Source organism: Escherichia whittamii, assembly GCF_014836715.1.
GTDB lineage: Bacteria > Pseudomonadota > Gammaproteobacteria > Enterobacterales > Enterobacteriaceae > Escherichia > Escherichia whittamii.
On sequence record NZ_JACSQI010000001.1, the window covers coordinates 555,648 to 576,409 of the forward strand.

General features: G+C 52.3%; 18 protein-coding genes and 1 pseudogene. 6 read left to right on the forward strand and 13 right to left on the reverse strand.

The features are described from left to right. Positions 1-17 precede the first annotated feature (17 nt). Complete coding sequence (gene dnaB, locus H9644_RS02525; RefSeq protein WP_064525575.1) at positions 18-1,433, reverse strand: replicative DNA helicase; 1,416 nt, start codon at positions 1,431-1,433, stop codon at positions 18-20. Between the two features lie 82 nt (positions 1,434-1,515). Here dnaB and H9644_RS02530 point away from each other — a divergent pair. After that, positions 1,516-2,499, forward strand: a pseudogene (locus tag H9644_RS02530) (NADPH:quinone reductase). Between the two features lie 163 nt (positions 2,500-2,662). On the opposite strand, the gene pspG reads toward H9644_RS02530, so the two are convergent. Both pspG and dusA read right to left on the reverse strand, forming a co-directional pair. After that, a complete protein-coding gene (gene pspG / locus H9644_RS02535) occupies positions 2,663-2,905 on the reverse strand; it encodes an envelope stress response protein PspG (RefSeq protein WP_191772948.1) in 243 nt (80 codons plus the stop codon). A gap of 134 nt (positions 2,906-3,039) precedes the next feature. Beyond that, positions 3,040-4,035, reverse strand: coding sequence for a tRNA dihydrouridine(20/20a) synthase DusA (gene dusA / locus H9644_RS02540; RefSeq protein ID WP_105289453.1), 996 nt, complete (start codon positions 4,033-4,035; stop codon positions 3,040-3,042). Positions 4,036-4,190: 155 nt separating this feature from the next. Here dusA and zur point away from each other — a divergent pair, with 155 nt between their 5' ends. Further along, complete coding sequence (gene zur / locus H9644_RS02545; RefSeq protein WP_064525566.1) at positions 4,191-4,706, forward strand: zinc uptake transcriptional repressor Zur; 516 nt, start codon at positions 4,191-4,193, stop codon at positions 4,704-4,706. A 41-nt stretch (positions 4,707-4,747) separates the two neighbouring features. Here zur and H9644_RS02550 read toward each other — a convergent pair whose 3' ends face one another. The 4 genes from H9644_RS02550 to dgkA all read right to left on the reverse strand — a co-directional run bounded on the left by H9644_RS02550 (position 4,748) and on the right by dgkA (position 7,557). Continuing rightward, positions 4,748-4,957 (reverse strand): CsbD family protein, encoded by a 210-nt coding sequence (locus tag H9644_RS02550; RefSeq protein WP_001030602.1) that lies wholly within the window; start codon positions 4,955-4,957, stop codon positions 4,748-4,750. 115 nt (positions 4,958-5,072) lie between these two features. Continuing rightward, on the reverse strand, positions 5,073-6,398 hold the full coding sequence (dinF, locus tag H9644_RS02555; protein ID WP_191772950.1) for an MATE family efflux transporter DinF: 1,326 nt from the start codon (positions 6,396-6,398) through the stop codon (positions 5,073-5,075). Between the two features lie 72 nt (positions 6,399-6,470). After that, entirely contained in the window at positions 6,471-7,079 is a 609-nt protein-coding gene (gene lexA / locus H9644_RS02560; RefSeq protein ID WP_064525560.1) for a transcriptional repressor LexA, read from the reverse strand. Between the two features lie 109 nt (positions 7,080-7,188). Further along, the gene (gene dgkA, locus H9644_RS02565; RefSeq protein WP_000002907.1) at positions 7,189-7,557 is read right to left on the reverse strand and encodes a diacylglycerol kinase; all 369 of its coding nucleotides are present in this window, start codon (positions 7,555-7,557) and stop codon (positions 7,189-7,191) included. Between the two features lie 170 nt (positions 7,558-7,727). Between dgkA and plsB the strand changes: the two genes are divergently transcribed. After that, positions 7,728-10,151, forward strand: coding sequence for a glycerol-3-phosphate 1-O-acyltransferase PlsB (plsB, locus tag H9644_RS02570; protein ID WP_191773016.1), 2,424 nt, complete (start codon positions 7,728-7,730; stop codon positions 10,149-10,151). 166 nt (positions 10,152-10,317) lie between these two features. Here the strand turns inward: plsB and ubiA are convergent, their stop codons facing one another. From ubiA to malK, 5 genes are all read right to left on the reverse strand, one after another. After that, a complete protein-coding gene (gene ubiA / locus H9644_RS02575) occupies positions 10,318-11,190 on the reverse strand; it encodes a 4-hydroxybenzoate octaprenyltransferase (RefSeq protein ID WP_064525553.1) in 873 nt (290 codons plus the stop codon). A gap of 12 nt (positions 11,191-11,202) precedes the next feature. Beyond that, positions 11,203-11,700, reverse strand: coding sequence for a chorismate lyase (ubiC, locus tag H9644_RS02580; protein WP_064525550.1), 498 nt, complete (start codon positions 11,698-11,700; stop codon positions 11,203-11,205). 178 nt (positions 11,701-11,878) lie between these two features. Continuing rightward, the gene (gene malM, locus H9644_RS02585; protein ID WP_191772953.1) at positions 11,879-12,817 is read right to left on the reverse strand and encodes a maltose operon protein MalM; all 939 of its coding nucleotides are present in this window, start codon (positions 12,815-12,817) and stop codon (positions 11,879-11,881) included. Between the two features lie 242 nt (positions 12,818-13,059). After that, entirely contained in the window at positions 13,060-14,400 is a 1,341-nt protein-coding gene (lamB, locus tag H9644_RS02590) for a maltoporin LamB (RefSeq protein WP_191772955.1), read from the reverse strand. Between the two features lie 71 nt (positions 14,401-14,471). Further along, positions 14,472-15,587 (reverse strand): maltose/maltodextrin ABC transporter ATP-binding protein MalK, encoded by a 1,116-nt coding sequence (gene malK / locus H9644_RS02595; RefSeq protein WP_064525541.1) that lies wholly within the window; start codon positions 15,585-15,587, stop codon positions 14,472-14,474. A gap of 364 nt (positions 15,588-15,951) precedes the next feature. On the opposite strand from malK, the gene malE reads away from it, so the two are divergent. The 3 genes from malE (at position 15,952) to malG (ending at position 20,020) form a co-directional block, all read left to right on the forward strand. Further along, positions 15,952-17,142 (forward strand): maltose/maltodextrin ABC transporter substrate-binding protein MalE, encoded by a 1,191-nt coding sequence (malE, locus tag H9644_RS02600; protein ID WP_064525535.1) that lies wholly within the window; start codon positions 15,952-15,954, stop codon positions 17,140-17,142. Between the two features lie 428 nt (positions 17,143-17,570). Further along, positions 17,571-19,115, forward strand: a complete 1,545-nt coding sequence (malF, locus tag H9644_RS02605; protein WP_191772957.1) for a maltose ABC transporter permease MalF — start codon at positions 17,571-17,573, stop codon at positions 19,113-19,115. A gap of 14 nt (positions 19,116-19,129) precedes the next feature. Further along, on the forward strand, positions 19,130-20,020 hold the full coding sequence (gene malG / locus H9644_RS02610; RefSeq protein ID WP_001252058.1) for a maltose ABC transporter permease MalG: 891 nt from the start codon (positions 19,130-19,132) through the stop codon (positions 20,018-20,020). A 94-nt stretch (positions 20,021-20,114) separates the two neighbouring features. Here the strand turns inward: malG and psiE are convergent, their stop codons facing one another. Then, positions 20,115-20,525 (reverse strand): phosphate-starvation-inducible protein PsiE, encoded by a 411-nt coding sequence (gene psiE / locus H9644_RS02615; protein WP_000202902.1) that lies wholly within the window; start codon positions 20,523-20,525, stop codon positions 20,115-20,117. Positions 20,526-20,762: the final 237 nt, after the last annotated feature.

Below are 20,762 nucleotides of genomic sequence, written 5' to 3' on the forward strand. Positions count from 1 at the left end.
AATACATAAAATAATTATTATTCGTCGTCGTACTGCGGCCCCGCGTAGTTGTCGAAGCGCGACCATTGACCGTTAAAGGTCAGGCGTACCGTCCCGATTGGGCCGTTACGTTGTTTACCGATAATAATTTCCGCGATGCCTTTCAAATCACTGTTCTCGTGATAAACCTCATCACGATAGATAAACATGATCAAGTCTGCATCCTGCTCGATGGAGCCAGATTCACGCAAGTCGGAGTTGACCGGGCGTTTGTCGGCACGTTGTTCCAGAGAACGGTTCAACTGGGACAGGGCCACCACCGGCACGTTCAGTTCTTTCGCCAGAGCTTTCAGCGAGCGGGAGATTTCTGCAATTTCCAGCGTACGGTTGTCGGAAAGTGACGGCACACGCATCAGCTGCAGGTAGTCGATCATGATAAGCCCGATGCCGCCATGCTCACGGGCAATGCGACGCGCGCGCGAGCGCACTTCCGTTGGCGTCAGACCGGAGGAGTCATCGATATAGATATTACGTTTTTCGAGCAAAATGCCCATCGTGCCGGAAATACGCGCCCAGTCTTCATCATCCAGTTGCCCGGTACGGATTTTGGTCTGGTCGACGCGCGACAGCGACGCCAGAGAACGCATCATAATCTGTTCCGATGGCATCTCCAGTGAGAAGATAAGCACCGGCTTATCCTGCAACATCGCCGCGTTTTCGACGAGGTTCATCGCAAATGTCGTTTTACCCATCGACGGACGCGCTGCGACGATAATCAAGTCCGACGGCTGCAAACCGGCAGTTTTTTTGTTGAGATCGTCATAGCCGGTGTTTACCCCGGTCACGCCATCGTGCGGCTGCTGGAACAATTGCTCAATACGCGCCACGGTAGCGTCGAGCACATCGGCGATGTTCTTCGGACCTTCATCTTTATTGGCGCGACTTTCGGCAATTTTAAAGACGCGGGATTCAGCAAGGTCGAGCAAGTCTTCACTGGTGCGTCCTTGCGGATCAAAACCAGCTTCGGCAATCTCGTTAGCAACCGAGATCATCTCACGGACAACAGCACGTTCGCGTACGATGTCAGCATAAGCGCTGATGTTCGCTGCACTTGGGGTATTTTTTGACAGTTCTGCCAGATAAGCAAAACCACCGACGCTATCAAGCTGCCCCTGACGCTCCAGCGATTCCGCCAGAGTTATCAGGTCTATCGGTCTACCGCCTTCCTGCAAACGCGCCATTTCGGTAAAGATATGGCGGTGCGGACGGGTGTAGAAATCGTCTGCCACTACACGCTCGGCCACATCGTCCCAGCGTTCGTTATCCAGCATTAAACCGCCCAACACCGACTGCTCCGCTTCGATCGAGTGCGGAGGCACTTTCAGCCCGGCAACTTGTGGATCGCGTTCGCGGGGTTCAGCCTGCTGTTTGTTGAAGGGTTTATTTCCTGCCATAGTGAATGGAGTTACCGAGATAAAGAATGGGTCGAAACTTTACCATATGAAGCAGACCCTGACGATACGTTCTGGAGGACACATGGCAACACGCATCGAATTTCACAAGCACGGTGGTCCGGAAGTACTACAAGCCGCAGAGTTTACTCCTGCCGCCCCGGCAGAGAATGAAATCCAGGTCGAAAATAAAGCCATTGGCATTAATTTTATCGACACGTATATCCGCAGCGGCCTTTATCCGCCGCCATCGCTGCCCAGTGGATTAGGGACAGAAGCAGCTGGCATAGTGAGCAAAGTCGGCAGCGGCGTGAAACATATTAAAGCGGGCGATCGTGTGGTTTATGCGCAGTCAACGTTAGGGGCTTACAGTTCTGTGCATAACGTTAATGCCGATAAAGCGGCAATTCTGCCAGCGGCGATCTCTTTTGAGCAAGCGGCCGCGTCGTTCCTGAAAGGATTAACAGTTTATTATCTGCTGCGCAAAACGTATGAAATCAAACCTGACGAACAGTTCCTGTTCCATGCGGCTGCTGGTGGCGTGGGCTTAATTGCCTGCCAGTGGGCAAAAGCCTTAGGGGCAAAACTTATTGGCACCGTCGGCAGCGCGCAAAAAGCACAAAGCGCCTTAAAAGCAGGCGCATGGCAGGTGATTAACTATCGCGAAGAGAATCTGGTCGAGCGGTTAAAAGAGATTACCGACGGCAAGAAAGTGCGCGTAGTGTACGATTCCGTGGGCAGAGACACCTGAGAACGGTCGCTGGATTGCCTGCAACGTCGCGGTTTAATGGTCAGTTTTGGCAACTCATCAGGCGCGGTTACCGGCGTTAACTTAGGCATTCTCAATCAGAAAGGCTCGCTATATGTAACGCGCCCTTCCCTGCAAGGTTATATCACCACGCGGGAGGAGTTAACTGAAGCCAGTAATGAGCTGTTTTCATTGATTGCCAGTGGCGTAATTAAAGTGGATGTCGCGGAACAACAGAAATATCCGCTGAAGGATGCGCAGCGTGCGCATGAGATTCTGGAAAGCCGGGCGACACAGGGTTCCAGCTTACTGATTCCATAAAGAAATTGGGCTTCCACCTGGGAAGCCCTTTCTTTTATAGTTCGGCTGTATGTAGGGTACAGCACGATGAATCTGTTAGAGGCGCAATAGTGACAGATTTGATAATCAATTCCTATTTTGTTCTAAGGATAAAACCTGAGGTTGTGATCATCCGCACAATCCCTTAGTAACGCCAGCGGTCATAACGCTGATATTTCGGCACTTTTGGCGCTTTAATCGCCTTGATCACCCACACTACTGCAATTGCCAATAACAGCCACGGCAGCAACTTAATCATCAATGCCAGCATACCGCCGAGGAACATAATGGCCGTCGCCACAACCAGCGCGGCGATAATGCCCAGCAACGAAACGCCGGTGACCATCAACATGACAAAAAAGCCAATCACAAAAAGTAGTTCCCGCATGATGTTCTCCCAAATATGAAATCTCTTGCAGCCATTACAAGAATCATGCCAAAACATAATATGTTGATTTATAAAAAATATGCCCCGCGGCGATGCGCAGGGCATGGTGAATTTGACTACTTTGTGGTGAAAAATTAACGCTTATCTGCCACCAGTTTGAGCGCATGTTCCAGCACGTTAATGTCAGCGCCCGCTTTATGGGCATTTTCACTTAAATACCGCCGCCACTGACGCGCGCCAGGAATCCCCTGGAACAGCCCCAGCATATGCCGGGTGATATGGCCCAGATACGTTCCCTGGCTGAGTTCACGCTCAATGTACGGGTACATGGCGCGCACCACTGCCACCGGGTCAGCATCGGTATCCGAGGAACCAAATATCTCTCGATCCACCGCCGCCAGAATGCCTGGATTTTGATATGCCTCGCGCCCCACCATCACGCCATCCATATACTGCAAATGCACCTTAGCCTCTTCCAGTGACTTGATGCCGCCGTTAATCGACATTGTCAGATGCGGGAAATCACGCTTCAGTTGATAGACGCGCGGGTAATCGAGCGGTGGGATTTCACGGTTTTCTTTCGGGCTTAAACCAGAAAGCCAGGCTTTACGCGCATGGATGATAAACATCTCGCATTCACCTTTGCCGGAAACGGTGTTGATGAAATCACAGAGAAATTCATAGCTGTCCAGGTCGTCAATGCCAATACGCGTTTTCACCGTCACTGGAATCGATACTACGTCGCGCATCGCTTTTACGCAGTCGGCTACCAGTTGCGCATTGCCCATCAGGCATGCGCCAAACATGCCGTTCTGTACCCGGTCAGATGGACAACCGACGTTCAGATTGATTTCATCGTATCCGCGCGCTTCTGCCAGTTTTGCGCACTGTGCCAGCGCCGCCGGATCGCTACCGCCCAACTGCAACGCCACCGGATGCTCCTCCTCACTGTATGCCAGGTAATCACCTTTACCGTGAATAATCGCCCCCGTGGTTACCATTTCGGTATAGAGCAACGTATTGCGGGAAAGCAGACGCAGGAAATAACGGCAGTGTCTGTCCGTCCAGTCGAGCATAGGAGCAATAGAGAAACGGTATGCGGGATAAGCGGTTTGTGATTCTGCTGACATGGCGATTTTTTAAGCATCTGGTGAATTGGGGGCGCTACTATAGCATAACGAATATGCGATCAGGCAATGTGACAGCTTCGACGCCCGGTTGTCGGCGTTTAAGTGAGAATTATGGTAAAGTAAGGACATTCTTAACCCCACTTTCGAGGTGCACAATGGAAAAGACCACAACGCAGGAGTTATTGGCGCAGGCTGAAAAACTCTGCGCGCAGCGTAATGTGCGCCTGACTCCACAACGTCTCGAAGTGCTGCGCCTGATGAGCCTGCAAGAAGGGGCTATCAGCGCCTACGATCTACTTGATTTGCTGCGCGAAGCCGAGCCGCAGGCCAAGCCGCCGACAGTTTATCGCGCGCTCGATTTTCTGCTTGAACAAGGTTTTGTGCATAAGGTGGAGTCCACCAACAGCTATGTGCTCTGCCATCTGTTCGATCAGCCTACGCATACTTCAGCCATGTTTATTTGCGATCGCTGCGGCGCGGTTAAAGAAGAGTGTGCGGAAGGTGTGGAAGACATCATGCATACGCTGGCGGCAAAAATGGGGTTTGCCCTGCGGCATAATGTGATTGAAGCACATGGACTCTGTGCGGCATGTGTGGAAGTTGAAGCGTGTCGTCATCCTGAACAGTGCCATCATGACCACTCTCTTCAAGTGAAAAAGAAACCCCGCTAAGAGGGCGTACATCCTTGTACACGTCGGGCAGGAGGGATTAATTACCAACGGTAATCATGGCGTTTTTCCCAGCTATCAACCTCTTTTTCTGCCTGATCTTTCTGGTAACCGTAACGTTCCTGGATTTTACCCACTAACTGGTCACGTTTGCCTTCAATGACCGTCATGTCATCATCGGTCAGTTTGCCCCATTGCTCTTTCACTTTACCTTTGAACTGTTTCCAGTTACCGCCGACTTCGTCTTTATTCATATTCAAATCCTCATCGTTAGGTGGTGAATGAGAGTACGCTCACTTTTCTTCTGAACGTGGGATTAAGTGTAGTCAGGAATCTGGCTTAGGATTATTTATTCAGAATTTTTAACCGTCACGCTCCGGCAAACCAGGTTCCGTTACGCCAGTGACGACGCCAGATAGCAGCCAGAGAAAGCCCGCGCAGCGCCAGAAAGACGGTTAACGCCAGCCATAAACCATGGTTACCCAACCACGGCAACGTCAGTAGAGTTAAAGCAAACCCTGCTGCTGCGACTGCCATACTATTGCGCATTTCGGCAGCGCGTGTTGCGCCAATAAACATACCGTCCAGCAGATAACACCAGACTCCCACCAGCGGTAAAATAACCTGCCAGATTAGGTAGCGATCGGCCAGATTCTGGATCTGCGTTAACGACGTTAGCAACGCGATGATATATTCACCCGCCAGCAAATAAACCACCGAAAACAACAGTGCCACGATCCCCGACTGGCGGCATGCAGCGCGCCAGACATCCAGTAACTGGCTACCGTCGCGCGCGCCATACGCCTGACCGGAGTGGGCTTCAACGGCATAGGCAAAACCATCCAGCGCATAGGCGGTAAAGGTGAGTAGCGTCATCAGAACCGCGTTGACGGCGATAATATCGCTCCCCAGTCGCGCGCCAAGAACTGTTATTGCGCCAAAACAGAGTTGCAACAGCAGGGAACGCAGCATGATATCGCGATTAAGCGCCAGCAAACGGCGGAAGTTGCCTCGCCAGGCGGTTTTCAGCATTTCGCCGGAGATACCGCGTAGTTTGAGGATTTTACGCACCATGAGCAGGCCAATAAGCAACGTCGCATATTCGGCAAGCACTGTTGCCAGCGCCGCGCCCTGCACGTTCATATGCAGCCCCATCACCAGCCAGACATCCAGCACAATGTTGAGGATATTGCCAACCACTAACAGAATCACTGGCGCGCGGGCATATTGCACGCCGAGCAACCAGCCGAGCAGCACCAGATTCGCCAGCGACGCAGGCGCGCTTAACCAGCGGATTTCAAGAAAGCGCCGCGCCTGTTCCAGAACCGCTTCGCTACCGCCAACAATATGCAGCGCCAGCTCGATAATCGGTGTACGCAGTAACGCAATCAACGCTCCGGCCCCCAGAGCCAACAGCAACGGCTGCACCAGCGCACGCGCTAATGCCTGAGGATTTTTGGCACCATAAGCCTGTGCAGTAAGCCCGGTAGTGCTCATACGCAAAAACAGCAACAGCATAAAGAGAAAACTGGTCGCCGTTGCGCCAACCGCCACGCCGCCCAGATAAACCGGGCTATCAAGATGACCAATGACCGCCGTATCAACCAGCCCCAGCAAGGGAACGGTGATATTGGAGAAAATCATGGGTAAGGCGAGATGCCAGAGTGCTTTATCAGATGAAGTGAGGAATGCCATGCAGACAAGCCTGATGAAGAGAGATTAAAAACAAACCGCGATGCCAGGCGGCATCGCGGTATCAGAGATAAATTACAGCCAGTCGCCGTTGCGAATAACCCCAACCGCCAGCCCTTCAATGCTGAAGCTCTGCTGACGAAGGTCAACGACAATTGGTTTAAACTCGCTATTTTCTGGCAGAAGCTCGACTTTATTGCCCTGTTTTTTCAGACGTTTAACGGTAACTTCGTCATCTATACGCGCGACAACAACCTGACCATTACGCACATCCTGGGTTTTATGCACCGCCAGCAAGTCGCCGTCCATAATGCCGATATCTTTCATCGACATCCCACTGACGCGCAGCAGGAAATCGGCATTCGGTTTGAACAGGGAAGGATCGACCTGATAATGACCTTCAATATGCTGCTGCGCCAGAAGCGGTTCACCGGCAGCCACACGACCTACCAGTGGCAATCCTTCTTCCTCTTCCTGCAACAGACGAATCCCGCGCGATGCGCCGGAAACAATTTCAATCACGCCTTTGCGTGCCAGCGCCTTCAGATGTTCTTCTGCCGCATTTGGGGAACGGAACCCCAAACGCTGCGCGATTTCCGCACGCGTCGGCGGCATACCTGTCTGGCTGATGTGATCACGGATGAGATCAAACACCTCTTGTTGCCTGGCCGTTAACGCTTTCATTCCGCCCCCTGGGTGTATATACAGTTATGCTGTGAGTATATACAGCAAAAGGTGATTTTGGAACCATAAACTGCACAATAAACCAGAGATTTATCGAATTCTGGAAGCGTCATCCAAAATGCGACCATAACAGAATGCACCAGGTAATCACGGCGACGATAATGGCGATCAGCACCGCGGCGGAGCCCATATCTTTCGCCCGCCCGGAAAGCTCATGGTATTCAGAACCAATACGGTCAACCACCGCTTCGATGGCACTATTGAGAATTTCCACAATCATCACCAGCATGACAGAACTAATAAGCAGTACGCGGGTTATTGCATCCACATCCAGCCAGCAGGCAATGACCACTGCCAACAACACCGCCACGCCTTCCTGACGGAATGCTGCTTCGTTGATCCATGCGGCACGTAAACCTTTCCAGGAATAGCCAGCGGCTTTGATAATTCGAGTGAATCCAGTGGTATTATTGGCCATCGAAAGAACCTTTTTACATTATGAGCGTCAATATCAGTGTACCGTTGAATCCGAAGATTACGGTTAGCGTAACGTCGCGCGAAACATAAGCGGATACCACAGAATTTCCCATGACTTTCTGCTATCCTTCCCGCGCATTAGCATTATTAACCAGAGGCTTTACATCGTTTATGTCCGGCTGGCCACGAATTTACTACAAATTACTGAATTTACCATTAAGCATCCTGGTAAAAAGCAAGTCTATTCCGGCAGATCCTGCCCCGGAACTGGGACTCGATACCTCTCGTCCAATTATGTACGTTTTACCGTACAACTCAAAAGCGGATTTGCTGACGTTGCGCGCCCAGTGCCTGGCGCACGATCTGCCTGACCCATTAGAGCCGCTGGAAATAGACGGCACGTTACTGCCACGCTATGTGTTTATTCACGGCGGGCCGCGTGTTTTCACCTATTACACGCCGAAAGAAGAGTCCATTAAGCTGTTCCACGACTATCTCGATCTGCACCGTAGCAACCCGAATCTGGATGTGCAAATGGTGCCAGTATCGGTGATGTTTGGTCGTGCGCCGGGGCGTGAAAAAGGTGAAGTGAATCCACCTCTGCGCATGCTCAACGGCGTGCAGAAATTTTTCGCCGTGTTATGGCTCGGTCGCGACAGTTTTGTGCGTTTCTCTCCGTCAGTTTCGCTGCGCCGCATGGCTGACGAACACGGCACGGATAAAACCATCGCCCAAAAACTGGCGCGCGTGGCGCGTATGCACTTTGCCCGCCAGCGTCTGGCTGCTGTGGGGCCGCGTCTACCCGCTCGTCAGGATTTGTTCAATAAGCTGCTCGCCTCGCGCGCCATTGCCAAAGCGGTAGAGGATGAAGCGCGCAGCAAAAAAATCTCCCATGAAAAAGCGCAGCAGAACGCTATTGCGCTGATGGAAGAGATTGCGGCGAACTTCTCTTACGAGATGATCCGCCTGACTGACCGTATTCTGGGCTTCACCTGGAACCGACTTTATCAGGGCATCAACGTCCATAACGCCGAGCGCGTTCGCCAGCTGGCCCACGACGGTCATGAGCTGGTGTATGTGCCTTGCCACCGTAGCCACATGGACTACCTGCTGCTTTCTTACGTGCTGTATCACCAGGGGCTGGTGCCGCCGCATATCGCCGCCGGGATCAACCTGAACTTCTGGCCTGCCGGGCCGATTTTCCGCCGTCTGGGGGCATTCTTTATTCGCCGTACATTTAAAGGCAATAAACTTTATTCCACCGTTTTCCGTGAGTATCTCGGCGAATTGTTCAGCCGTGGTTATTCCGTCGAGTACTTTGTGGAAGGTGGTCGTTCCCGTACAGGCCGTTTGCTGGATCCGAAAACCGGTACGCTGTCGATGACTATTCAGGCGATGCTGCGTGGTGGTACACGTCCGATTACGTTGGTTCCGATCTACATCGGTTATGAGCACGTCATGGAAGTGGGTACTTACGCCAAAGAACTGCGCGGCGCGACGAAAGAGAAAGAGAGCCTGCTGCAGATGCTGCGCGGCTTAAGCAAACTGCGTAATCTCGGTCAGGGCTACGTCAACTTCGGTGAACCAATGCCGTTAATGACCTACCTTAACCAGCACGTGCCAGACTGGCGTGAATCTATTGATCCAATCGAAGCGGTGCGTCCGGCCTGGTTAACGCCGACGGTGAATAACATTGCTGCCGATCTGATGGTACGCATTAACAACGCGGGCGCGGCTAACGCCATGAACCTGTGTTGTACTGCACTGCTGGCGTCACGTCAGCGCTCACTCACTCGCGAACAATTGACTGAGCAGCTTAATTGTTATCTCGATTTGATGCGCAACGTGCCTTACTCCACGGACTCTACCGTTCCTTCAGCCAGCGCCAGCGAGCTTATCGATCACGCGCTGCAGATGAACAAGTTTGAAGTTGAGAAGGATACTATCGGCGACATCATCATTCTGCCGCGCGAGCAAGCGGTGCTGATGACCTACTATCGCAACAACATTGCGCATATGTTGGTCCTGCCTTCGCTGATGGCGGCGATTGTGACGCAGCATCGCCACATCTCTCGCGACGTATTGATGGAGCACGTCAATGTGCTGTACCCAATGCTGAAAGCGGAGCTGTTCCTGCGCTGGGATCGCGACGAGTTACCGGGCGTGATTGATGCGCTGGCGAATGAGATGCAACGTCAGGGGCTGATTACCCTGCAAAATGACGAGCTGCATATCAATCCGGCGCACTCCCGCACGCTTCAGTTGCTGGCCGCAGGTGCGCGCGAAACGCTGCAACGTTATGCGATTACCTTCTGGTTATTGAGCGCTAACCCGTCGATCAACCGCGGTACGCTGGAGAAAGAGAGCCGCACCGTGGCACAACGTCTCTCCGTGCTGCACGGTATCAACGCACCGGAGTTCTTCGACAAAGCAGTGTTCAGTTCTCTGGTCCTGACACTGCGTGATGAAGGGTATATCAGCGACAGCGGCGACGCCGAACCGGCAGAGACGATGAAGGTCTATCAGTTGTTGGCGGAGTTGATTACGTCCGATGTACGTTTGACGATTGAGAGTGCGACGCAAAGCGAAGGGTAATCGGTGAGCGTTGCCGGATGCGGCGAAAACGCCTTATCCGGCCTACAATAACCTGCAAACTCAATAAATTGCGATGTGTTATGTAGGCCTGATAAGCGCAGCGCATCAGGCAGCTTTTCACAGAAAAAAAGCCGGATGACCATGACCATCCGGCTTTTTTACATCATCAGAAATGCCAGTAACTCATTGCCAGCCCTAAAAACAGCACCAGGCCAACATAGTTATTATTCATAAATGCTTTAAAGCAGGCTTCGCGCTCGCGGTTGGCAATCAGTTTTTGTTGATAAACAAACAGTGCGCCCGCGACCAGAATTGACCAGTAATATCCCCAGCCTAAGCCATTTAACTCGCCGACAATCGCCATCAGCACCAGTACGCCAATCTGCAAAATGCCGATAATCAACTTATCGTATTGGCCGAACAAGATGGCGGTGGACTTAATGCCAATCTTCACGTCATCGTCACGGTCAACCATTGCATACTGCGTGTCATAAGCCACCGCCCACAGAATATTGGCAAGGAACATCAGCCAGCAGCTTAACGGCACCGATTCACTCACCGCGGCAAAAGCCATTGGAATCGACCAGCCAAACGCCGCGCCCAGCACCACTTGCGGTAAATGGGTATACCGCTTCATAAACGGGTACACCCACGCCAACGCCAGTCCGGCAATCGACAACAGAATGGTCATCGTGTTCAGCGTCAATACCAGTAGGAACGAAATCAGCACCAGCACCACAAATAGCGTTCGCGCCTCTTTCTCCGTAACCGCTCCGCTGGGAAGCGGTCGGTTTGCTGTGCGCTTCACATGACCATCAAATTTACGGTCAGCGTAGTCATTCACCACGCACCCGGCGGCGCGCATCAGCCAGACGCCAGCGACGAACACCGCCAGAATCCAGAGTTGGGGAACACCCGGCGTTGCCACCCACAACGCCCACAATGTTGGCCAGAGCAGCAGTAACGCGCCTATTGGCTTATCCGTACGCATTAAGCGATGAAACGCCAGCAGCTTATTCTGCGTCAGACTCCACTCCATATTTTTTTCCTCTTAGTACAACGGTGACGCCGGTAAAAACAGTTCAGTCAGCAACAGCGGCTTACCGCTTAATCGCAGGCGGGAACGGCGCCCCCAAAGTCCGGCATCACGGCCTATCTCAATAAAGTCCCGGGTTAATGTCGATGATGTGAACAGATAACGTCCTAATGGCGTTTTACCCAATTTTTGTAACGCCAGCTCGGGGCCACTTAACGTTGACACAGGGACGACGGTACGCCCGGCAAGCCAGGGTTCCCCATCGGCACATAGCAAAATTTCACGTAACCAGTAACGGGGTTCTTTCGGCAGCAGCGGTAATTCTTCGGGGATTTCATTCTGTTCGACAAATCCTTCGCGGATCATCGTCACGCTCACCGTTTTTCCCTGCTGTTCAAAACGTTTAGTCATGGAATCTTCGAGCAACAACCAGTCGAGTAGTTGCGGTTCCAGCGCAGGGATCTCTGCAAAATAGCGCAGCGCACGCAGTTGCGTTAACGCGGGGTGTGACATGCCGAACTCTCCGTTACATAACGTAAAGGCATTGTATCGCAGAAAAGCGATAACGGGAGATGTAAAGCATATTAAGTGATCTAATGCGCAACAAAAACGCAACAATCACATGGAAAGAGAAAAAAAGGTGCGCCAGGAGACGCACCAGTTGTTGCAAAATCAGCACTGTGGGGCGTAATTACCCCTTGCCTTTTACACTGCTGATAAAGGTGGAACGGGCAGATGTCGATCCCAGGCGTTCAGCTTCATCAAGCAGTTTTAACGCCTTATCAACATCACCTTTCGCGACAGCGTTTTTGATCGCGGTATTAAAATAACTTTCCGTGTCGTTGAGCATCGGTTCGCTTTTCTTCGCTGGCGCCGGAGCTGGCGTTGCTGCGGCTGGTGCCGTATAGGTCGCCGGAGCCGCAGTGTTGCCCACGGTCACCGGACCTGGGCCAGATGAACCAAATAGCGGTCCCACCAGCACACTGGAGCTGGAGTTCGTTTTCACTTTCAGTTTCAGCAGACCATCGGTGGTATGACGGGCTACCGGGTCTGGAATATCAGGGATCGAGTTGCCGACGCCTTTGGCATAGGCTTTTGCCGGGTCGAGTAGTTGCGTCGTCTGCTGGAGATCTTTTTCAGTGGTAAAGACCAGAACATACAGTTTTTGCTGCCCCAACGCTGGCGTCAGGCGCATAACCCCTTCCAGACGATCTGCGCTCATGACGCCTGGTTCCTGGTAGGTGAAATAACTGCTGGGGAAGAAGGCTGATGGGGTCATGTTCTGATCAAGAATCAGCACGTTCGGCGCAAATACACTGGTTTGTTTATTCACTTCGCTGGTCAGTGTAAGGGTCAGTTCGCCAATGTTTGCCGGAACGCTGTATGCCGCAACCGGGCCGCTGATACCAGGAACGTTCAACCGTTGGCCGCCAGTCGCTAACTGGGTAGTCTGAGTTTTGGATTGATCGACGGGTGTCCAGGTTAATTGTTGTAGTGCGGCAGATGGAATAGCTGGTGCGTCACTGGTGTTTTGCGGTACATAGTTGACGTCGGCAAGGCTAATTCCAGGCGCGCTCGCCAGCAACCCTGCTGATAAACAGAGGGCGATGAGACTTTTATTCATTTTCATTGTTTTCACCTCAAAATCTGGAGTTCAGCGGTAGCCAGGCAATAGCGCGCTTAACCCGATAATCAGAAGGGCTTACGCCCCTTATAGATAATGACAACCTGTTTTCATGCCGGATGCGGCGTGAACGCCTTATCCGGCCTACATTCGCCAACAGTTGTAGGCCTGATAAGACGCGACAGCGTCGCATCAGGCATTGATTACCGGATGCGGCGTGAACGCCTTATCCGGCCTACGATTAGCTATTACCACCAGATTTCCATCTGGGCGCCGAAGGTCCACTCGTCGCTATCGCCGCGACCGAAGCTACCGCCTTCGAAGTTCGCCGGAACGGCTTTACCGTAGTTCGGGTTGGAAGAGGAACTACCGTTGTAGTCATAGCCCCATTTCTCATCCCACTTAGCGTAGGTTGCGAAGACACGGATTGCCGGGCGTGACCAGATGCTGTCGCCAGCCTGCCATTGTTGTGCAAGGGTGATTTTGTACTGATTGTTCTTGTCGCCAGTGCGCTGGGATTCGACGTTGTCGTAGCCCACTTCCAGCAAGGTACTCATGATCGGCGTCCACTTGTACATCGGACGAATACCGACGGTCCACCATTTGGTGCCGTTGTCGTTATCCCAGTTGATGTCCTGGTACATACCCACGTACATCATGTCCCAGTTGTCACCCATAGAAATCGCACCGTGATCCAGGATACGCAGCAGGTGACCGTTGTTGTTGATGTTGTAAGCAAAGTGTTCATTATCAAATGCGACGCCAGACCCTTGTGACAGACCTTTACCCTGCGAGGTCATCGAGTCAGTAGCGTACTGAACAACAAACTTGTTAAAGCCTTTCAGGATGCTCTGGGTATGCTCGGCAGTGAACATCCAGCCATCTTTCGATGCACCATCAACCAGACGATAGTTATCACGCAGGTTAGCGCGACCGTAGTCGACACCCAGCTCTAAGGTTCCGCCCGGGTTGATTTCCATCTGTGCTAAACGCACGTCGAAGACATCGTTTGCGGTTTCGTTGGTATAGTCATAGATATTGTTGCTGGCGAAAGAGGAGGAACCACCTGCTTCAGAAGAGCGGGTTGCTGCCAGAGAGAGTTTACCGAAGCCAACATCAATGTTTTCCAGACCGGCACCAGGACCAGAAATATCCCAGTAGTAGAAGTCGATCATATGAACGTCATGACGCTGATAGAAACGCTTACCGGCCCAAATGGTGGAACCAGGTAGCCATTCAATCAGGTTTTTACCCTGCACGTTCGCTTCACGGAAGGCCGGATCGGTGGCTTCCCAGTCATTCTGTTGTGCTACGGAATAGGCCACGTTAGTGTCGAAATAGAAGCTCTTATCGCCCTCTTTCCACACTTCCTGTCCCAATTTTAATTCAGCATAAGTTTCACATTCGTTGCCAAGACGGTATTTACTTTGAGCACCGGTAGTCTGGAAACACTGTTGTTCACCGCCGCTCCCTGTCCAGCCGATACCGGAACGAGCGTAACCGTGGAAATCCACAGCCATTGCCTGAGCAGACATTACGCCCGCTGCGATGGCAACCGCCAGAGGAAGTTTGCGCAGAGTAATCATCATTCTATCTCCTGAGTCATTGCTTTTCTTTTTTCACATCACCTGTCACAGGTTTTGTGTCTTTTGTAGGGTGCTTAAACGCCCGGCTCCTGATGCAGTCGACGACACGCAGTGCCATCTTCACGGAACAGATGGCAACGCTCTGGCGGCAGGCCGATAGCGAATGTGGCACCTTCTTCTACCAACACTACGTCAGACTGGCGGTACACCAGGTTTTGACGAATGGAAGGGATCTGGATATGAATTTGGGTTTCGTTGCCGAGTTGTTCGACGACCTGAACTTCACCTTCAAGGATGACGTCAGCAATATCACTTGGCAGTAGATGTTCCGGGCGAATGCCAAGTGACATGTTGGCTCCGACCTGAACGTTGTGGCTTTCAACCGGAAGCCAGACTTGCTGGAGGTTTGGCATCGGCAGCTCAACCTGGACTTGATCGATTGCAACGGCGGTCACTTTTACCGGCAGGAAGTTCATCTTCGGCGAACCGATAAAACCGGCGACAAAGCGGTCGGCCGGGTAGTGATACAACTCAAGCGGTTTCCCGACCTGCGCCACGCGCCCGGCATCCAGTACCACAATTTTATCGGCCAGCGTCATCGCTTCGACCTGATCATGGGTGACGTAGATCATCGTGCGGCCCAGACGTTTATGCAGGCGGGAGATTTCGATACGCATCTGCACACGCAGCGCAGCATCAAGGTTGGAGAGCGGTTCATCGAGTAAAAACACGCTTGGCTCGGCCACCAGTGTTCGACCAATCGCCACTCGCTGACGCTGCCCACCGGAGAGTGCCTTCGGTTTGCGATCCAGCAAGTGCGCCAGTTGCAGAACTTCCGCCACCTGGTTAACGCGCTGGTTGATCACCTCTTTCTTCGCGCCCGCCAGTTTCAGGCCAAAGGACATGTTTTCTGCCACTGACAGATGGGGATAGAGCGCATAGGACTGGAACACCATTCCGACGCCGCGTTCGGCTGGCGGGGTGTCGTTCATTCGTTTCTCACCGATGAACAGGTCGCCGCTGGTAATCGTCTCAAGGCCGGCAATCATGCGCAGTAACGTTGATTTACCGCAGCCAGATGGCCCGACAAACACCACGAATTCGCCTTCGTGGATCTCGAGATTAATATCTTTCGATACCACGACCTCACCCCAGGCTTTCGTTACATTTTGCAGCTGTACGCTCGCCATGCCCTTCTCCCTTCGTTACAACCTGTCATCGACAGCAACATTCATGATGCGGTGACTATGCTTCATCAACAGATGGCTTAAATCCTCCACCCCCAGGCTTTTTTATGGGGGAGGAGGCGGGAGGACGAGAAGAAGGCCTCTGCATACTAATCCGATGAAAAGTACGGAAATTCGTGAAGTTGCTTGCAAAAATCATGGCGATTTTGTGTGCGCCAACCCGCAATACTGCTGCTTCTGTGACAGAGATCACACAAAGCGACGGTGGGGCGTAGGGGCAAGGAGGATGGAAAGAGGTTGCCGTATAAAGAAACTAGAGTCCGTATAGGTGTTTTCACAAGCACTTCACCAACAAGGACCAGAGATTATGAAAATAAAAACAGGTGCACGCATCCTCGCATTATCCGCATTAACGACGATGATGTTTTCCGCCCCGGCTCTCGCCAAAATTGAAGAAGGTAAACTGGTAATCTGGATTAACGGCGATAAAGGCTACAACGGCCTCGCTGAAGTCGGTAAGAAATTCGAGAAAGATACCGGAATTAAAGTCACCGTTGAGCACCCGGATAAACTGGAAGAGAAATTCCCTCAAGTTGCGGCAACTGGCGATGGTCCGGACATCATCTTCTGGGCGCACGACCGCTTTGGCGGCTACGCCCAGTCAGGCCTGCTGGCTGAAATTTCCCCGGACAAAGCGCTCCAGGACAAGATATATCCGTTCACCTGGGATGCCGTGCGTTTTAACGGCAAACTCATTGCTTACCCGATTGCAGTTGAAGCGTTATCGCTGATTTATAACAAAGATCTGCTGCCGAACCCGCCAAAAACCTGGGAAGAGATCCCGGCGCTGGATAAAGAACTGAAAGCGAAAGGTAAGAGCGCGCTGATGTTCAACCTGCAAGAACCGTACTTTACCTGGCCGCTGATTGCTGCTGACGGTGGTTATGCGTTCAAGTATGAAAACGACAAATACAACGTGAAAGACGTTGGCGTGGATAACGCTGGCGCGAAAGCGGGTCTGACCTTCCTGGTTGATCTGGTTAAAAACAAACACATGAATGCGGATACTGATTACTCCATCGCAGAGGCAGCCTTTAACAAAGGTGAAACTGCGATGACCATCAACGGTCCGTGGGCATGGTCCAACATCGATACCAGCAAAGTGAACTACGGCGTGACGCTGCTGCCGACCTTCAAGGGGCAACCGTCCAAACCGTTCGTTGGCGTGCTGAGTGCAGGCATTAACGCGGCCAGTCCGAACAAAGAGCTGGCGAAAGAGTTCCTCGAAAACTACCTGCTGACCGACGAAGGTCTGGAAGCGGTGAATAAAGATAAACCGCTTGGCGCCGTGGCACTGAAGTCTTACCAGGATCAGCTGGCGAAAGATCAGCGCATCGCCGCCACCATGGATAACGCCAAGAATGGTGAAATCATGCCGAACATCCCGCAGATGTCCGCCTTCTGGTATGCCGTGCGTACCGCAGTGATCAACGCAGCCAGTGGTCGTCAGACTGTTGATGCCGCGCTGAAAGATGCACAGGGTCGTATCACTAAGTAATGCCTGAAATGCCGGATGCGGCGTGAACGCCTTATCCGGCCTACGAAACCGAAACGTATGTAGGCCTGATAAGACGCACCAGCGTCGCATCAGGCAGTTGTTGCCGGATGCGGCGTGAACGCCTTATCTGGCCTACGAAAACGAAACGTATGTAGGCCTGATAAGACGCACCAGCGTCGCATCAGGCAATTGTTGTCGGATGCGGCGTAAACGCCTTATCTGGCCTACGAAAACGAAACGTATGTAGACCTGATAAGACGCACCAGAGTCGCATCAGGCAGTTGTTGCCGGATGCGGCGTAAACGCTTTATCCGGCCTACGAAAACGAAACGTATGTAGGCCTGATAAGACGCGTCAGCGTCGCATCAGGCAGTTGTTGCCGGATGCGGCGTAAACGCTTTATCCGTCCTGGAATGAGGAAGAACCCCATGGATGTCATTAAAAAGAAACATTGGTGGCAAAGCGACGCGCTGAAATGGTCAGTGTTAGGTCTGCTCGGCCTGCTGGTGGGTTACCTTGTTGTTTTAATGTACGCACAAGGGGAATACCTGTTCGCCATTACCACGCTGATTTTGAGTTCAGCGGGGCTCTATATTTTCGCCAACCGTAAAGCTTACGCCTGGCGCTATGTTTATCCGGGAATGGCAGGAATGGGGCTATTCGTCCTCTTCCCTCTGGTTTGTACCATCGCCATCGCCTTCACCAACTACAGCAGCACCAATCAGCTTACCTTTGAACGCGCTCAGGAAGTTCTGTTGGACCGCTCCTGGCAGGCAGGGAAAACCTATAACTTTGGGCTTTATCCCGCGGGCGACGAGTGGCAACTGGCACTCACCGACGGCGAAACCGGCAAAAATTATCTCTCAGACGCTTTCAAATTTGACGGCGAGAAAAAACTGGAACTGAAGGAAAGCGCCACGCAGCCTGAAGGCGAGCGTGCGAATCTGCGCGTGATTACCCAGAATCGTCAAGCCCTGAGCAACATTACTGCCATTCTGCCGGATGGTAACAAAGTGATGATGAGCTCCCTGCGCCAGTTCTCTGGCACTCAGCCGCTGTACACATTAGGCGATGACGGTACGCTGACCAATAATCAGAGCGGCGTAAAATATCGTCCAAACGACCAGATTGGTTTTTACCAGTCCATCACTGCTGACGGCAACTGGGGTGACGAAAAACTCAGCCCAGGTTATACCGTGACTACTGGCTGGAAAAACTTTACTCGCGTCTTCACCGACGAAGGGATCCAAAAACCGTTCCTCGCAATTTTCGTCTGGACCGTGGTGTTCTCGCTTATCACCGTCTTTTTAACGGTGGCGGTCGGCATGGTGCTGGCGTGTCTGGTGCAGTGGGAAGCGTTGCGCGGCAAAGCTATCTACCGCGTACTGCTGATTCTGCCCTACGCGGTGCCATCGTTTATTTCAATTTTGATTTTCAAAGGATTGTTCAACCAGAGCTTTGGTGAAATCAACATGATGTTGAGCGCGTTGTTTGGCGTGAAGCCCGCCTGGTTCAGCGACCCGACCACCGCACGAACGATGCTGATTATCGTCAACACCTGGCTGGGTTATCCGTACATGATGATCCTCTGCATGGGCTTGTTGAAAGCGATTCCGGACGATCTGTATGAAGCCTCAGCAATGGATGGCGCAAGTCCGTTCCAGAACTTTTTTAAGATTACGCTACCGCTGCTGATTAAGCCGCTCACACCGCTAATGATCGCCAGCTTCGCCTTTAACTTTAACAACTTCGTGCTGATTCAACTGTTGACCAACGGCGGCCCGGATCGTCTTGGCACCACCACGCCAGCCGGTTATACCGACCTGCTCGTTAACTACACCTACCGTATCGCCTTTGAAGGCGGCGGTGGTCAGGACTTCGGTCTGGCGGCGGCGATTGCCACGCTGATCTTCCTGCTGGTGGGTGCGTTGGCGATAGTGAACCTGAAAGCCACGCGAATGAAGTTTGATTAAGGGAGATAACAAAAATGGCAATGGTCCAACCGAAATCGCAAAAAGCACGTTTGTTTATTACTCACCTGCTACTGCTACTTTTTATCGCGGCGATTATGTTCCCGCTGCTGATGGTCGTTGCAATCTCGCTGCGCCAGGGAAACTTCGCAACCGGTAGCCTGATCCCGGAACAAATCTCATGGGATCACTGGAAACTGGCGTTAGGTTTTAGCGTTGAACAGGCTGATGGTCGCATTACGCCACCGCCGTTCCCGGTACTGCTGTGGCTATGGAACTCGGTGAAGGTTGCCGGTATTTCCGCGATTGGTATCGTGGCGCTCTCCACCACCTGCGCCTACGCCTTCGCCCGTATGCGTTTCCCTGGCAAAGCGACGCTGCTGAAAGGGATGTTGATTTTCCAGATGTTCCCTGCGGTACTCTCACTGGTGGCGTTGTACGCGTTATTTGACCGCCTGGGCGAGTATATTCCGTTCATCGGCCTGAATACCCACGGTGGCGTTATCTTCGCGTACCTGGGTGGGATTGCACTGCACGTCTGGACCATCAAAGGTTATTTTGAAACCATCGACAGCTCGCTGGAAGAAGCGGCGGCGCTGGACGGCGCGACACCGTGGCAGGCTTTCCGCCTCGTCCTGTTACCGCTGTCAGTACCGATTCTGGCGGTGGTGTTCATCCTGTCGTTTATTGCTGCCATTACCGAAGTTCCGGTCGCATCATTGTTACTGCGTGACGTGAACAGCTACACCCTGGCCGTGGGTATGCAGCAATACCTCAACCCGCAAAACTACCTGTGGGGCGACTTTGCTGCCGCTGCCGTGATGTCTGCATTACCGATCACCATCGTCTTCTTGCTGGCACAACGCTGGCTAGTTAACGGCCTGACGGCAGGTGGTGTGAAAGGTTAAAGATGTTGTTCTGCCAATGTTATGCCACTACACCCTCAACTTACGTTATCCCAACTTGTGACTGTCATTCGGCGCTCTTCGGAGCGCCTCTTTTTTATTCCCGCTTCAGCCGTTTCGAATTACACAGCCATAGGGTGATCACCAGCAACAGGATCGCCGCGGAGTAGATCAACACATCCAATGGCGATTTATGATCGACGATGATCAAGCGCACAATGGCGGTGATCCCGATATAGACAAAGTAACGTAGCGGAAAGTGAAAACCGGACTGAAAGTATTTCACAATCAGCGCGATAAATTCGAAATAGAGAAAGTAAACCACCAGCCCTTCCACCAGCTCATACTTACTGGTTTGTTCTGGCGCGAACAGCACATCAGCCAGATGCACCGTTTCTTTACCGAGAAAGACAACCAGAATCAGGCCCAGGCACAACAGGCCAAGATTGAGTACGGTCTGCAAAATAGTGGAGATAAACTCCACGCGGGGACGAGATAGCGACGTCATAACAGCCCTCCAACTCAGTGGCGAGCTTCCTGTATAACGTAAAAATGTGACGGAGATCTATATTTTTTGTGTATGTTTTGTTCAACCTGAAGTTAGATGGCTCCTCCCAACCAACGCCAGATGCGGCGTGAACGCCTTATCCGGCCTACACGTTGGTGCTAATCCGTAGGCCGGATAAGCCGCGCCTGGCGGCGCATCCGGCAAGACACGCTGCCCAAAAAATCACCCATTCAGGTG

Coding starts and splice junctions, on each gene's coding strand:
- dnaB (WP_064525575.1), bottom strand. CDS start 1,433: ATGGCAGGAAATAAACCCTTCAACAAACAGCAGGCTGAACCCCGCGAA.
- pspG (WP_191772948.1), bottom strand. CDS start 2,905: ATGCGGGAACTACTTTTTGTGATTGGCTTTTTTGTCATGTTGATGGTC.
- dusA (WP_105289453.1), bottom strand. CDS start 4,035: ATGTCAGCAGAATCACAAACCGCTTATCCCGCATACCGTTTCTCTATT.
- zur (WP_064525566.1), top strand. CDS start 4,191: ATGGAAAAGACCACAACGCAGGAGTTATTGGCGCAGGCTGAAAAACTC.
- H9644_RS02550 (WP_001030602.1), bottom strand. CDS start 4,957: ATGAATAAAGACGAAGTCGGCGGTAACTGGAAACAGTTCAAAGGTAAA.
- dinF (WP_191772950.1), bottom strand. CDS start 6,398: ATGGCATTCCTCACTTCATCTGATAAAGCACTCTGGCATCTCGCCTTA.
- lexA (WP_064525560.1), bottom strand. CDS start 7,079: ATGAAAGCGTTAACGGCCAGGCAACAAGAGGTGTTTGATCTCATCCGT.
- dgkA (WP_000002907.1), bottom strand. CDS start 7,557: ATGGCCAATAATACCACTGGATTCACTCGAATTATCAAAGCCGCTGGC.
- plsB (WP_191773016.1), top strand. CDS start 7,728: ATGTCCGGCTGGCCACGAATTTACTACAAATTACTGAATTTACCATTA.
- ubiA (WP_064525553.1), bottom strand. CDS start 11,190: ATGGAGTGGAGTCTGACGCAGAATAAGCTGCTGGCGTTTCATCGCTTA.
- ubiC (WP_064525550.1), bottom strand. CDS start 11,700: ATGTCACACCCCGCGTTAACGCAACTGCGTGCGCTGCGCTATTTTGCA.
- malM (WP_191772953.1), bottom strand. CDS start 12,817: ATGAAAATGAATAAAAGTCTCATCGCCCTCTGTTTATCAGCAGGGTTG.
- lamB (WP_191772955.1), bottom strand. CDS start 14,400: ATGATGATTACTCTGCGCAAACTTCCTCTGGCGGTTGCCATCGCAGCG.
- malK (WP_064525541.1), bottom strand. CDS start 15,587: ATGGCGAGCGTACAGCTGCAAAATGTAACGAAAGCCTGGGGTGAGGTC.
- malE (WP_064525535.1), top strand. CDS start 15,952: ATGAAAATAAAAACAGGTGCACGCATCCTCGCATTATCCGCATTAACG.
- malF (WP_191772957.1), top strand. CDS start 17,571: ATGGATGTCATTAAAAAGAAACATTGGTGGCAAAGCGACGCGCTGAAA.
- malG (WP_001252058.1), top strand. CDS start 19,130: ATGGCAATGGTCCAACCGAAATCGCAAAAAGCACGTTTGTTTATTACT.
- psiE (WP_000202902.1), bottom strand. CDS start 20,525: ATGACGTCGCTATCTCGTCCCCGCGTGGAGTTTATCTCCACTATTTTG.